Raw genomic sequence first — 12,689 nt, 5'->3', positions numbered from 1 at the left:
GCCGCGCCGACGCGTCGGTCGAGATCGTCCGGCGGGCCGCCGCCGCCGAAGCCGCGAACACCTCGCCGACCGCCACCACCACGCTGATCGTGACCATCGACCTGGCCGATCTGCTCGCCGGCACCGGGACCGCCACCACCAGGGAAGGTGACCTGCTGGACGCCGGCACCGCCCGCCGGCTGGCCTGCGACGCCGACCTGGTCCCCACCGTCCTGGGCACCGAATCAGCGATCCTGGACTGGGGGCGCGACAAACGCCTGTTCGACGGGCCGCTACGCGCCGCGGTCGTCGCCCGCGACCAGCACTGCACCTTCCCCGGCTGCGGCCGGCCCGCCACCTGGTGCCAGGCCCACCACGTCATCCACTGGCTCGACGGCGGCAAGACCGCCCTCCTGAACGCCGCGCTGCTGTGTGCGCGGCACCACACCATCGTGCACCGGGACAACCTGACCGCCACCGTCACCACCTTCGCCGTCACCTGGGACCTGACCCCACACGCCCACCCACCCACCAGCACCACCGGCTACCCCCACGACAGCGCGCCCGACGACCACGGCGACGGCACAGGCGATCCCTGACGACCCCGCCCCAGCCCCGCCGGCACCGGCGGGGCACCGAGGCACGCCCGCAGACGGTCCCGCGGGACTAGGTGGGGCACCCGGTGCGATCCAGCTGCGCTGCGACCTACGTTCACCGCATCGCGACACACGACCAGGAGCGCACCATGACCACGAGCACACCAGCCCCCGACATCTCCACGACCAGCGCCGGCGCCACGACAGGTGCCGACCCCGGCGCCTCCGCCCCTGCCGGGCCGATCGCCACCGACTCCCCCGCGCCGACCACGGTGACACCGGCGACACCGGCGACACCGCGTCCGGTGGACATGGACACCCTGATGAGCTTCGTCTTCCGGGCGGTCGACGAGGTCGGCTCGACCCTCAACACCGCACTGGTCGTCATGGGCGACCGCCTCGGTTACTACCGCGCGATGGCCTCGGGTGAGCCGACGACACCGGCCCGGCTCGCCGAGGACACCGACACCTCCGAGCACTACGCCCGCGAGTGGCTGAGTGCCCAGGCGGCCGGTGGCTACGTCGACTACGACCCCGAGTCCGGCCACTACACCCTGCCGCCCGAGCAGGCGGTGGCGTTGGCCGACGAGTCGAGCCCCGCCTTCGTCATCGGCATGTTCCAGATCGCCCTCGGCACGGTCATCGACTCCCCGCGCATCTTCGAAGCAGCCCGGCAGGACGACGGCTTCGGCTGGCACCAGCACAACTCCAACGTCCACGTCGGCTGCGAGCGGTTCTTCCGGCCCAGCTACAACGCGCACCTGACCACGGAGTGGATCCCGGCGCTCGAGGGCGTGGCCGAGAAGCTGCAGCGCGGCGCCTCGATCGCCGACATCGGTTGCGGCCACGGCGCTTCGTCCATCGTGATGGGCCATGCCTACCCGCAGTCACGGGTCAGGGGCTCCGACTACCACCCCGCGTCGATCTCGGTCGCCCGTCAACGCGCCGAAGCCGCGGGCCTTGCCGACCGCGTCACGTTCGAGGTGGCTCCGGCACAGTCCTTCTCCGGGGAGGGGTTCGACCTCGTGACGATGTTCGACTGCCTGCACGACATGGGCGACCCGGTCGGCGCGGCGAAGTACCTGCGCCAGCACATCGCCCCCGACGGCACGTGGATGATCGTCGAACCCCACGCCGGTGACCACGTCGAGGACAACCTCAACCCGGTGGGTCGCGCCTACTACGGCTTCTCCACCCTGCTGTGCACACCGGCCTCGCTCTCTCAGGACGTGGGGTTGGCCCTCGGCACCCAGGCCGGGCCCGCGCGCATCCGCGACGTGGTCACCACCGCCGGCTTCACCAGGTTCCGGCAGGTCGCCGAGACGCCCTTCAACAACGTCTACGAGGTCCGCCCCTGACCCCGCCTGACGTGTCGGTGCCGCACCAGCCCCTGGTGCGGCACCGGCATACCTGCAAAAACGCGTGGCGGAGGTGCGCCGTGGAGGACACTGGGTCCGTGACGGCCCAGACTGTGCCGCCCGAGCCGCGGCGCGCCCGCGAGCCCGATCACGAAGGCATCGTCACCCGGGACGGCGTGACCATCGCGTATGCCGTGCACGGCACCGGCGAACCCACGGTCCTGCTGCTGCCCACATGGGCCCTCGTGCCCTCCCGCTTCTGGAAGGCCCAGGTGCCCTACCTGTCGCGACACTTTCGGGTGGTGACCTTCGACGGTCGCGGCAGCGGCTCCTCCAGCCGGCCCGAGGGAGCAGCCGCCTACACGGACGAGCAGTATGCCGCGGACGCGGCGGCCGTGCTGGACGCAACAGCAACCGACCGCGCGATCGTCGTCGGGTTCTCGTGCGGCGTGGCCTGGTCGGTCCACCTTGCGACCCAGCACCCCGAGCGCGTCGAGGGACTCGTCGCCCTGGCACCGTCGTGCGGTCTGTCCGTGACCGCCTCAGCGCGGGACCACGTCCCCTGGGATCGACTCCTCGACACCACGCGAGGCTGGGCAAAGTACAACAAGCACTATTGGTTGGGCGGCGGATACGACGACTTCGTGGACTTCTTCGCACGCAAGATGTTCACCGAACCGCACTCGACCAAGCAGATCGAGGACATCACGCGGTGGGCCCACGAGACCACGCCGCAGACCCTGGCCGACACGACCGCCGGACGACTGGGCTGCGACGGTGCCACGTGCACCGCCCTCGAACCCCTCTGCCTCGAGTTGCGTTGCCCGGTCCTCGTGGTCCACGGAGCGGAGGACGCGGTCCGGTCGAGCGCCATCGGCGAACGGTTCGCGGAGCTGACGCACGGCTCGCTGGTGGTGGTCGAGGGAGGTGGGCACGGGCTGCCCACCCGGGAACCGGTGCTGGTCAACAGCCTGCTGCGGGAGTTCGTCGAAACGGTCCATCGCACCCCTCGTCCCCGCGCTTGGCACCATGCGCTGCGCCGGCCGAAGCGGGCTCTCTACCTCTCCTCCCCCATCGGACTGGGTCATGCGGTCCGTGACCTGGCGATCGCCCGCGAGCTGCGTCTCCTCCACCCCGACCTGGAGATCGAATGGCTCGCGCAGCATCCGGTCACTCGGGTCCTCGAGGCGGCCCACGAACGGATCCATCCGGCCTCGGCCTGGCTCTACAGCGAGTCACGCCACTTCGAGGACGAGTCCGCCGACCACGACCTGCACGCCTTCGAGGCCGTCCGCCGGATGGATGAGGTCCTCGTGGCCAACTTCATGGCGTTCCGCGACGTGGTCCGGGACGAGCACTACGACCTGGTGATCGGCGACGAGGCCTGGGACGTCGACTACTTCCTGCACGAGAACCCCGAGCTGAAGCAGTTCTCCTACGCCTGGATGACCGACTTCGTCGGCTGGCTACCGATGCCCGACGGCGGTGGCCGCGAAGCTGCTCTCACCACCGACTACAACGCGGAGATGGTCGAGCAGCGACGCCGATTCCCCCGGCTGCGCGACCGATCGATCTTCATCGGGAGCCCCGACGACATCGTGCCCGACTCCCTCGGCGACGGGTTGCCGCGCATCCGGGACTGGACCGAGGCCAACTTCGACTTCGCCGGTTACGTCTCGGGGTTCGATCCCACTCCGCTCAACGACCGCGACCGCCTGCGCGACGGTCTCGGCTACCGCCCCGACGAACAGCTGGTGGTGGTCGCGGTCGGAGGTTCGGGCGTCGGCGGCCCCCTGCTGCGACGGGTCCTGGCCGCGGCACCGCTCGCTCGCAGGCTCGTCGACGGACTGCGCTTCGTCGTGGTCGCCGGTCCCCGGATCGACCACCGGTCGCTGCCGAGACGCCGCGGCGTCAGCCTGCGCGGCTACGTGCCGAACCTCTACCAGCACCTCGCGGCCTGCGACTTCGCCGTGGTCCAGGGCGGACTCACCACCTGCATGGAGCTGACGGCCGGTCAGCGTCCGTTCGCCTACGTGCCGCTGCAGCACCACTTCGAGCAGAACTTCCACGTGCGCCACCGACTCGAGCGCTACCGGGCGGGCCAACACCTCACGTGGGAGGACGCCTGCGACGCGGACCTGTTGGCAGAGGTCGTCGCCAAGGGGGTCGGCCGCGCCGTCGACTACCGGCCGGTCGAGTCCGACGGCGCGGCTCGGGCGGCCGCCATGCTCGCCGAGCTGCTCTGACCGCCGTCTGCCAAGGGCGCAGATTGTCAACATGCGAACAAACCATTGTCCGGCGCGACGTTGCCGGTTAGGCTCCGGTGCCACATCACCGCGACACTGGAGGCTGGATGGAAGGCTTGGCCCAGGCGCTCGTCACCGGCATCCTCATTGGCGGCCTCTACGTGGCGATCAGCGTGGGGTTCTCGCTGGCCTTCGGTGTCCTGGACGTGGTTGACCTCGCCGTCGGGATGTGGGTCGTGCTCGGGGCCTACGCGGGCGTCAAGGCCCACGACTGGTTCGGCGTCGACCCGTTCATCTTCCTCCCGGTCACGTTCGTGGTGTTCGGGCTCTTCGGTTGGCTGCTCGGACCGCTCATCTACCGCGTCCGCACGAGCCGGTACGCGCTCCCCGCCCTGATGGGTCTGGCCTTCACCTTCGGGGTCGCCACCCTCATCCGCGGTGGGATGCTCACCGTGTTCGGCTACACACCCCGGACGGTGCAGACGGACATCGTCAGCGGCAGCTGGAGCCTCTTCGGCATCGTGATGCCTGCCATCCGGGTCGTCGGGTTCCTCTTCGCGGTGATCGCGGTGGCTGCCTTCCTGTTCTTCCTCTACTTCACCCGGACCGGCCTCGCGGTGCGGGCGGTGGCGCAGAACAAGGAGAGCGCGGGCCTGATGGGCGTGGACGTCAAGCGGATCAGCTCGCTGGTCTACGCCATCTACACCGGGCTCACCGCGATGGCCGGGATGCTCATGGGGGCCGTCTACTCGATGACCCCCGAGCTCGGCCTGCGCTACACGCTCTTCGCCTTCTTCGTCGTCGTCCTGGCCGGCCTGGGCTCGGTGCTGGGGGTGCTGGTCGCGGGTCTCTTCCTGGGCATCTTGCAGGCCCTCACCACCACCTACGTCGGAGCCGACTACACGCTGATGACCGTCTTCGTCGTACTGTTCGTCATCCTGCTCGTCCTGCCACAGGGCGTGTCGAAGTTCGCCAAGGCGGTGCGCACATGAGCAGCGACGACAGCGTGAGGAAACGAGCGAAGCGAGGCCCGGAGCGCCGAGGAGCTGCGACCACAAGCATGAGCAGCGCCACGACGACGACCAAGACAGCGGAGGCACCCACCACGGGGCCGCGCGGTCGCACCATCCGTATGGCGGGTCTGATCGCCTTCGCGGTCATCGCCCTCACCCTGCCGCTGTGGAGCACGCCCTACTGGATCCGGATCGCCACGGGCGTGGCGCTCTGGGCGGGGCTGGCGCTCTCCTGGAACGTCATCTGCGGCTACGCGGGATACATCAGCTTCGGCCACGTCGGGTTCTTCGGCATCGGTGCCTACACGACGGCGATCCTGATGCAGCCGGACCACGGGTGGCCGTTCTTCGCGACGCTGCCGGTGGGCATCGTCATCGCGGCCGTCTTCGCGGTGATCACCGGCTGGCCGGCGCTGCGGCTCAAGGGGGCCTACTTTGCCATCGCCACATGGGCGATCGCGGAGGCGGTGCGGGAGTTCACCACGGTCGCGGACTGGACCGGAGGCGCTGGGGGCCTGACCCTCCCGATCGGCCCGGGCTCGAACTACTTCTACTACGTCATGCTCATCGCTGCCGCCATCGCCTATGTGCTGTGCTACGCGCTGCTCGAGCGGTCTCGCTTCGGCTACCGCGTCAAGGCAGTGCGCGACAACGAGCCGGCCGCAAGGGCCCAGGGCATCGACGCCACCAAGGTCAAGATCCAGGCCTACGTGCTCAGTGCCGTCATCCCGGCGGTGCTCGGCGGCATCAACGCCTACTGGATCACCTTCATCAACCCGCAGAGCGTGCTCAACACGATCATCACCGACCAGCTCGTCGTCATGGTGCTCGTCGGCGGACTGGGCCACGCGTGGGGCCCCGCCTTCGGGGCGGCCGTGCTCTTCCTGGTCAACGAGCAGTTCCTGTCCAGCTTCGGCTCCAGCACGTCATACATCGCGATGGTCGGCGTGATCGTCATGTTGGTCGTGCTGTTCCTGCCCGATGGTGTCGTGAGCATCTGGGGACGAAGTCGAAGAACCAGACTCGTCCGGCAGCTGCTCGGGCGTGCGGCTGACGACTTCCGCTCGGGGAACGCTGCCGGCTCCGGAGGTGGGCGATGAGCGCCGTGCTGGAAGTCACCGACCTCGGCCGTTCGTTCGGCGGGATCGCCGCCGTCGACGGGGTGAGCTTCGAGGTGCAGCAAGCCGAGATCGTCGGCATCATCGGGCCCAACGGCAGCGGCAAGAGCACGTTGTTCAACCTGCTCACCAGCGTGCACAAGCCGGATCGTGGACAGGTCCGGCTCTTCGGTCAGGACATCACCCGCACGCCCTCGCACAAGATCGCCCGCGCCGGGTTGAGCCGGACCTTCCAGCTGCCCGCGCTGTTCGTCAACATGACGGTCCGGCAGAACCTGTGGACCGCCGCGGTCGAGGGTGACTGGCGCGGCGCGCCCGAGCTGGCCAACGAGGTGCTCGAGCTGCTCGACCTGGCGCACGTGTCCGACGAGCTGGCCGGGTCGCTGTCCGGTGGTCAGCAGCGATTGCTCGAGATGGGTCGGGTGTTGATGCAACAGCCCAGGGTCGTGCTGCTCGACGAGGTCGCCGCGGGAGTCCACCCGAGGCTGCGACAGACCATCCTCGGCGCGATCCGCGAGCTGCGCTCCAGGGACGCCACCTTCCTGATCATCGAGCACGACCTCGAGCTCACCCAGGACATCTGCGACCGGATGATCGTCATGGACGCCGGCAAGATCGTCGCGGAGGGCAGCTTCGAGGAGATCACCCACGATCCGCACGTCATGGAGGCCTACCTGGGGGTGCCGGCCGAGTGAGCACCATCGAGGCGCACGACCTGGCCGCGGGCTACGGCCGGGTGCAGATCCTGCACGATGTGTCCCTGCGCGCCGCCGCGGGCGAGGTGACCTGCGTCTTCGGCCCGAACGGCTGCGGCAAGTCCACCCTGCTGAAGGCGATGGTCGGCGCGATCCGGCCGTGGAGCGGCACGGTCACCCTGGACGGCGAGGACATCACCAGCCTGGCCTCGCACGAGACGCTCAGGCGCGGCGTCGCCCTGATGCCGCAGAACGGCGGGATCTTCCCCGAGCTGACCGTGATCGAGAACCTGCGGATGGGCGGATACATCCTCAAGTCCCGCAAGGACCTGAACGAACGGATCGAGGAGCTGCTGGACGAGTTCCCCCGGCTGCGGGAGCGGCGCGGGGTCAACGCAGGTTCACTCTCCGGCGGCGAGCAGATGATGGTCGCCATCGCCCGGGCCCTGTTGCTGCGCCCCCAGTTCCTGCTGTTCGACGAACCGTCGGCAGGCCTGTCCCCCAAGCTCGTCGGCGACGTCCTCAAGCGTGCTGCAGCGCTGGCCGAGCGCGGTGTGGGGGTGGTCATGATCGAGCAGAACATCCGGGAGGCGATGCAGGTCGCCGACCGGATGTACGTGCTGGCGGCGGGTCGCAACCGCTTCGAGGGGACGCCGGCCGACATCAGCGACGACCGCGAGCTGATGCACCTGTACTTGGGGATAGGCAAACGAGAGGAAGGCACGACATGAGCACTCCAGTGACTCGCCGACAGTTCATGGTTCGATTCGGTGCGCTGGCTGGAGGAGCGGTGCTCGCACCGAGCGTCCTCTCGGCCTGCGGCGGAGGCAGCGGTGGAGGGGGTGGCTCCGACACCTTCAAGATCGGTGCCGTCCTCGAGCTGTCGGGCGAGTCGGCCACCGGCGGACAGGTCGCCAAGCGCGGCTACCAGCTGTGGGCCGACACCGTCAACAAGGCGGGCGGGATCGAGGTGGGCGGCAAGAAGTACAAGGTCGAGCTCAAGATCCAGGACTGCCAGAGCCAGCCGTCGGTCGGCGCCCAAGCCGCCGAGCGCCTCGCCAGCCAGGAGGGCGTGGACGCGATGTTCGGGTCCTACACCAGCGGAGTGCAGATCGCGATGAACCCGATCTGCGCGAAGTACAAGGTGCCCTGCATCGCCGGCTCGGCCGAGTCCCCGGCGAACTGGAAGGACCAGCCACAGTTCACCTACGGCATCATCCCGGCGGTCGACCTCACGGCGGCCAAGGCGGTCCAGGCGATCGTCGACAGCGCCAGCTCGAAACCGACCACCGCGGCCGTGATCGGCGTCAACGAACCCTTCTCCGACGACACCGCCTTGGGCTTCCAGCAGGGCGTCAAGCAGTCCGGGCTCCAGGAGGTGCACTACTCCCTCTTTCCGGCCAACGCCGACCTGGCCCCGATCGCGAGCGTGGTCGCGGACAAGAACCCTGACATCGTCGCGGTCGGCGGACACGACGTGATGCTGGTCGACGTCGTCAAGGCCCTCAAGGCAGCCCGCTTCACGCCCAAGGCGATCATCGAGCACTACGGCATCACCGATGCCTCGTTCGCCAAGGCTCTCGGCAAGGACGCCGACGGTGTCCTGGGCATCAGCGTCTGGCTGCCGGACGCGCCGCTCGAGGACAAGGTCTTCGGCAAGGCGAGCGAGTATGCCGCGGCGTTCAAGAAGGCCTACGGCTCCGAACCCGACTACACCGCGGCGGGGTGCAGCACCGCCGGAGAGGTGCTGCAGCTGGCCCTCCAGCAGCTCGGTGAGGCGCCGTCGTTGTCCGAGGACGCCAAGGTCAAGCTCAACGGGATCCTGGCCAAGACCGACATCAAGACCTTCTACGGACAGGTCAAGTTCGCCCAGGACGGCGACCACTTCCACGACAACACGGCGCTGTCGCCGATCCTCGTGCAGATCCAGGACGGCAAGGTCGTCGCGGTCGACCCGCCGGACGCGAGCAACTCGAAGATGATCTACCCGCTCAAATCCTGGGCGAAGAGGTGACCGCGGCGCCGGTATGACCGTGCTCAGGTTTCCCGGGTGCGCTGGTATGACGTGTGCCCGGGTATGACGTGACGAGCCGCTGAGCATGGAGGGCACCATGGCCTACCAGGACCTGAGCCTCTGGCACGACACGGCCGCGGACCCCTGGACACCGAGATCACCGCTGCCGGGTGACGTCGAGGCGGACGTCGCCATCGTCGGCGCCGGGTTCACCGGACTGTGGACGGCATACTGGCTCACCGAGCTCGACCCGTCGCTCGACATCGTGGTGGTCGAGAGCGAGGTGGCCGGTTTCGGTGCGTCCGGGCGCAACGGCGGCTGGTGCTCGGCCATCTTCCCCGCGACGCTGCGCCGGATCGCGAAGGACTCGGGCCGGGAGGCCGCGATCCGGATGCAGCGCGCGATGAACGACACCGTGTCCCTGGTCGGTGAGGTGGCCGCGAGGGAGGGCATCGACTGCGACTTCGCGCACGGTGGCTACGTCTCGGCCGCCCGCAACCAGGCCCAGCTCGCCCGCGCGCGCGACGAGGTGGCCGGCTGGCGCAGCTGGGGATTCGGCGAGAACCACATGCGGCTGCTCGGCGCCGACGAGGTCCACGCGATGGCCGCGATCAGCGACGCGAGGGGTGGCACCTTCACGCCGCACTGCGCGGCGCTCCATCCCGCGAAACTGGTGCGTGGCCTCGCCCGGGTCGTGGAGTCCCGGGGCGTCAAGATCCACGAGCGCACCCGCGCCACCGGGATCCAGCCACGACAGGTGGTCACCGAGCGGGGCACGGTCCGGGCCGAGCACGTCGTCAGGGCGACCGAGGGTTACACCCCGAACCTTCCCCGCCAGCACCGGGCGATCGTGCCGATGTACTCGTTGATGGTCGCGACCGCGCCGTTGCCGCAGGCGATCTGGGACCAGATCGGGCTCGAGGACCGTCCGACCTTCTCCGACAAGCGGCACCTGCGCATCTACGGCCAGCGCACGGCGGACGGCCGGCTCGCGTTCGGCGGGCGGGGTGCGCCATACCATTTCGGCTCGAGGATCGCCCCGTCCTTCGACCGCGACCAGAGGGTGCACGCCATGCTCCGCGACATCCTGCGCGATCTGTTCCCGCCCTTGGCCGACACCCCGTTCACCCACGCCTGGGGCGGCAACCTGGGCATACCGCGCGACTGGTATCCCTCGGTGGCGCACGATCCCTCGACAGGGCTCGCGCACGCCGGCGGCTACGTGGGCGACGGTGTCGCGACCGCGGCGTTGGCCGGACGCACCCTCGCCCACCTCATCCACCGGGACGACGACGAGCTCACGACTCTCCCCTGGGTGGGCCGCACGAGCCGCAACTGGGAGCCCGAGCCGCTGCGGTGGCTCGGGGTCAACGCCGGCACCGCGCTGTTCGCCTACGCCGACCGGAGCGAACGCGCGCTGGGTCGCCCCTCACGTGCCGCCGCCTCCTTCTGGCGCCTGCTCGGCCACTGAGGCCGCGGGTCAGGCCTGCGGCCGAGGGCGCACGATCTCCACCTCGACGAAGTCGAGCACCTCCGCATCCTCGTTGCGGACGTTGTGCTCCGCGCCGGCCGGCTTGTAGTAGGACTCTCCCGTGGCGAGCTCACTCGTGGTCTTGGTCCCGTCCGCGTGGTGGACCTGCATCCGGGCCACGGCGAGAGGCACGACGACGTAGTCGTACTCGTGCCGGTGCTGCCCGGTCTCCTCCCCCTGGGCCAGCGTCCAGCGCGTGGCTCGCACCTCGGGGTTGTCGATCTGGACCTCTGAGCTCATGGCTACCTACCTTTCGGGGACGTGGACCCATCGTCCCGCATCGACGACCCGTTGTCGCCGGCGCCCGCCGGTGGGCGCCTACCTCTTCTCGCGCCAGCCGCGTTCGAAGGGCAGTCGCCAGGCGTTGGGGGCGATCAGCTGGTGGATCGCGTTGGGCCCCCAGCTGCCCTGCGGATAGGGCTTGACGATCGGCGGGTTCTCCAGCAACGGCGCCGAGCGTGCCCAGAGGCTCTCGATGCCCTCGGCCATGGTGAACAGGGTGTGGTCGTCCCGCATGGCGTCCAGGATCAACCGCTCGTAGGCCTCGAGCACGTCCTCGGCGCGCTCGGTCTCGGTGGTCGCGAACTGCATGCTCAGCTTGTCCAGCCGCATCCCCGGGCCGGGGCGCTTCCCGTAGAACGACAGCGACATCTTCGAGGCGTCGGCGAGGTCGAAGGTCAGGTGGTCCGGGCCCTGTGCGCCGACACCCGAGCCCACAGGGAACATCGATCGTGGCGCCTCACGGAAGGCGATCGAGATGATGCGCTGCCCCTCCGCCATCCGTTTGCCCGTCCTCAGGTAGAACGGCACCCCCGCCCAGCGCCAGTTGTCCAACCCGCACCGCAGCGCGATGAAGGTCTCGGTGTCGGAGTCCGGTGCCACGCCGTCGAGGTCGCGGTAGCCCTCGAACTGCCCGCGCACCACGTTCCCCGGCTCGAACGGCAGCAGCGAACGGAAGACCTTGTTCTTCTCCTCGATGATGGCCCGGGGCTCCAGCGCGGTGGGTGGCTCCATCGCCACGAACGCGAGGACCTGCATCAGGTGGGTGACCACCATGTCCTTGAAGGCCCCTGTGGCCTCGTAGAACTCAGCCCGATCCTCCATGCCCAGCGTCTCGGGGATGTCGATCTGCACGTGGTCGATGAAGTTGCGGTTCCAGATCGGCTCGAACAGACCGTTGGCGAACCTGAAGGCCAGGATGTTCTGCGCCGCCTCCTTGCCCAGGAAGTGGTCGATGCGGAAGATCTGCGACTCGGTGAAGGTCTCGTGGATCCTCGCGTTCAGCGCGATCGCGCTCTGGAGGTCGGTCCCGAACGGCTTCTCCATCACGACGCGTGACCGCTCCACCAGGTCCGCGGAGCGGATCATCCCGATCACCGCCTCGGCGGCCTTCGGTGGGACGCTGAGGTAGTGCAGCCGCATGACCTCCTCGCCGAGCTCCTCCTCGCACTGCCGGACGGCCTTGGCGAGCGCCTCCGGGCCCGCCGTCTGCGGCACGTAGTGCAACCGGGCCGCGAAGTCCTCCCACTGCTGCGGGCTCACCTTGTCGCCGCCGAACTCGCCGACCGCGGCCTTCGCGAACTGCCGGAAGGAGTCGTCGTCGAGCTCCTCGAGGGACGAGCCGATCACCCGCACCTCCGGTGCCAGGGCCGACAGAGTCAGGTGGGCCAGCCCCGGAATGAGCTTGCGGCGGGCCAGGTCCCCTGTCGCGCCGAAGAGCACGACCACGTGTGGCGGCACCTTCTCCTTGCCGTTGCCGTACGGGCGCGAGCCCGGGGCCGGGTAGGCGATGCTCTCGTCGTTTGCAACAGTCATGGCGCCGATGATGCCACCGCTGGCCTGTCCGGGAGGCGACTGCGACCTGTCTGCTGCGCGAATGACGCGCCGCGCCGCGGCCGGCCTGTGGACGAGGTGTCAGTCATCTGGTGCAATCGTGCGGGACAGCGGGCCGATCCGCTGCACCCGACCATCCGGTGAGGAGGACACGGTGGACCTTGACGAGCTGACAGAGCGCGCCCGGCGGCTGTGCTCCGGTCCGGGTCGCCGCGTCCTCGGCATCACGGGTCCTCCGGGCGTCGGCAAGACCACGCTGGTCGAGGCGCTGCTGGCCCGGCTGCGCACGCCGCCGGCGCCCGGGCA

General features: G+C 69.3%; 11 protein-coding genes and 1 pseudogene. 10 read left to right on the top strand and 2 right to left on the bottom strand.

The window, feature by feature from the left end:
• The 9 genes from FRW57_RS09530 to FRW57_RS09485 all read left to right on the top strand — a co-directional run.
• A partial coding sequence (locus tag FRW57_RS09530; protein WP_152185889.1) for an HNH endonuclease signature motif containing protein occupies positions 1–578 on the top strand: 578 nt, incomplete at its 5' end.
• 146 nt (positions 579–724) lie between these two features.
• Positions 725–1,933 (top strand): class I SAM-dependent methyltransferase, encoded by a 1,209-nt coding sequence (locus tag FRW57_RS09520; protein WP_238384479.1) that lies wholly within the window; start codon positions 725–727, stop codon positions 1,931–1,933.
• 98 nt (positions 1,934–2,031) lie between these two features.
• Positions 2,032–4,179: an alpha/beta hydrolase gene (locus FRW57_RS09515; protein WP_203230285.1), complete on the top strand. Its 2,148-nt coding sequence runs from the start codon at positions 2,032–2,034 to the stop codon at positions 4,177–4,179.
• Between the two features lie 107 nt (positions 4,180–4,286).
• Positions 4,287–5,171 (top strand): branched-chain amino acid ABC transporter permease, encoded by an 885-nt coding sequence (locus FRW57_RS09510; protein ID WP_137120064.1) that lies wholly within the window; start codon positions 4,287–4,289, stop codon positions 5,169–5,171.
• Between the two features lie 68 nt (positions 5,172–5,239).
• A complete protein-coding gene (locus FRW57_RS09505) occupies positions 5,240–6,292 on the top strand; it encodes a branched-chain amino acid ABC transporter permease (protein ID WP_203230284.1) in 1,053 nt (350 codons plus the stop codon).
• A complete protein-coding gene (locus FRW57_RS09500) occupies positions 6,289–7,005 on the top strand; it encodes an ABC transporter ATP-binding protein (RefSeq protein WP_137120063.1) in 717 nt (238 codons plus the stop codon). Before FRW57_RS09505 ends, FRW57_RS09500 begins: the two co-directional genes overlap by 4 nt.
• Positions 7,002–7,736 carry an ABC transporter ATP-binding protein gene (locus FRW57_RS09495; protein ID WP_137120062.1) on the top strand — a complete coding sequence of 245 codons (735 nt, stop codon included), beginning with the start codon at positions 7,002–7,004 and terminating at the stop codon, positions 7,734–7,736. Before FRW57_RS09500 ends, FRW57_RS09495 begins: the two co-directional genes overlap by 4 nt.
• Positions 7,733–9,019: an amino acid ABC transporter substrate-binding protein gene (locus tag FRW57_RS09490; protein WP_137120061.1), complete on the top strand. Its 1,287-nt coding sequence runs from the start codon at positions 7,733–7,735 to the stop codon at positions 9,017–9,019. Before FRW57_RS09495 ends, FRW57_RS09490 begins: the two co-directional genes overlap by 4 nt.
• Before the next feature lie 97 nt (positions 9,020–9,116).
• Positions 9,117–10,490: an NAD(P)/FAD-dependent oxidoreductase gene (locus FRW57_RS09485; RefSeq protein ID WP_137120060.1), complete on the top strand. Its 1,374-nt coding sequence runs from the start codon at positions 9,117–9,119 to the stop codon at positions 10,488–10,490.
• Between the two features lie 9 nt (positions 10,491–10,499).
• Here the strand turns inward: FRW57_RS09485 and FRW57_RS09480 are convergent, their stop codons facing one another.
• Both FRW57_RS09480 and zwf read right to left on the bottom strand, forming a co-directional pair.
• Complete coding sequence (locus FRW57_RS09480) at positions 10,500–10,790, bottom strand: cupin domain-containing protein (RefSeq protein ID WP_137120059.1); 291 nt, start codon at positions 10,788–10,790, stop codon at positions 10,500–10,502.
• A 78-nt stretch (positions 10,791–10,868) separates the two neighbouring features.
• The gene (zwf, locus tag FRW57_RS09475; RefSeq protein ID WP_137120058.1) at positions 10,869–12,365 is read right to left on the bottom strand and encodes a glucose-6-phosphate dehydrogenase; all 1,497 of its coding nucleotides are present in this window, start codon (positions 12,363–12,365) and stop codon (positions 10,869–10,871) included.
• Between zwf and FRW57_RS25055 the strand changes: the two are divergent.
• Positions 12,340–12,689, top strand: a pseudogene (locus tag FRW57_RS25055) (hypothetical protein); the annotation flags it as partial. The gene zwf and the pseudogene FRW57_RS25055 sit on opposite strands and share 26 nt — an antisense overlap.

The organism is Segeticoccus rhizosphaerae, assembly GCF_009192725.1.
Taxonomy (GTDB): Bacteria; Actinomycetota; Actinomycetes; order Actinomycetales; family Dermatophilaceae; genus Segeticoccus; species Segeticoccus rhizosphaerae.
The sequence above is the reverse complement of the archived record's forward strand: the minus strand, read 5'-3'. Positions and strand labels throughout refer to the sequence as shown.

What these genes read in the sequence shown, in the direction of transcription:
- FRW57_RS09505 (WP_203230284.1), top strand. Translation starts at nt 5,240, where the DNA reads ATGAGCAGCGCCACGACGACGACCAAGACAGCGGAGGCACCCACCACG.
- FRW57_RS09490 (WP_137120061.1), top strand. Translation starts at nt 7,733, where the DNA reads ATGAGCACTCCAGTGACTCGCCGACAGTTCATGGTTCGATTCGGTGCG.
- FRW57_RS09510 (WP_137120064.1), top strand. Translation starts at nt 4,287, where the DNA reads ATGGAAGGCTTGGCCCAGGCGCTCGTCACCGGCATCCTCATTGGCGGC.
- FRW57_RS09520 (WP_238384479.1), top strand. Translation starts at nt 725, where the DNA reads ATGACCACGAGCACACCAGCCCCCGACATCTCCACGACCAGCGCCGGC.
- FRW57_RS09500 (WP_137120063.1), top strand. Translation starts at nt 6,289, where the DNA reads ATGAGCGCCGTGCTGGAAGTCACCGACCTCGGCCGTTCGTTCGGCGGG.
- zwf (WP_137120058.1), bottom strand. Translation starts at nt 12,365, where the DNA reads ATGACTGTTGCAAACGACGAGAGCATCGCCTACCCGGCCCCGGGCTCG.
- FRW57_RS09480 (WP_137120059.1), bottom strand. Translation starts at nt 10,790, where the DNA reads ATGAGCTCAGAGGTCCAGATCGACAACCCCGAGGTGCGAGCCACGCGC.
- FRW57_RS09485 (WP_137120060.1), top strand. Translation starts at nt 9,117, where the DNA reads ATGGCCTACCAGGACCTGAGCCTCTGGCACGACACGGCCGCGGACCCC.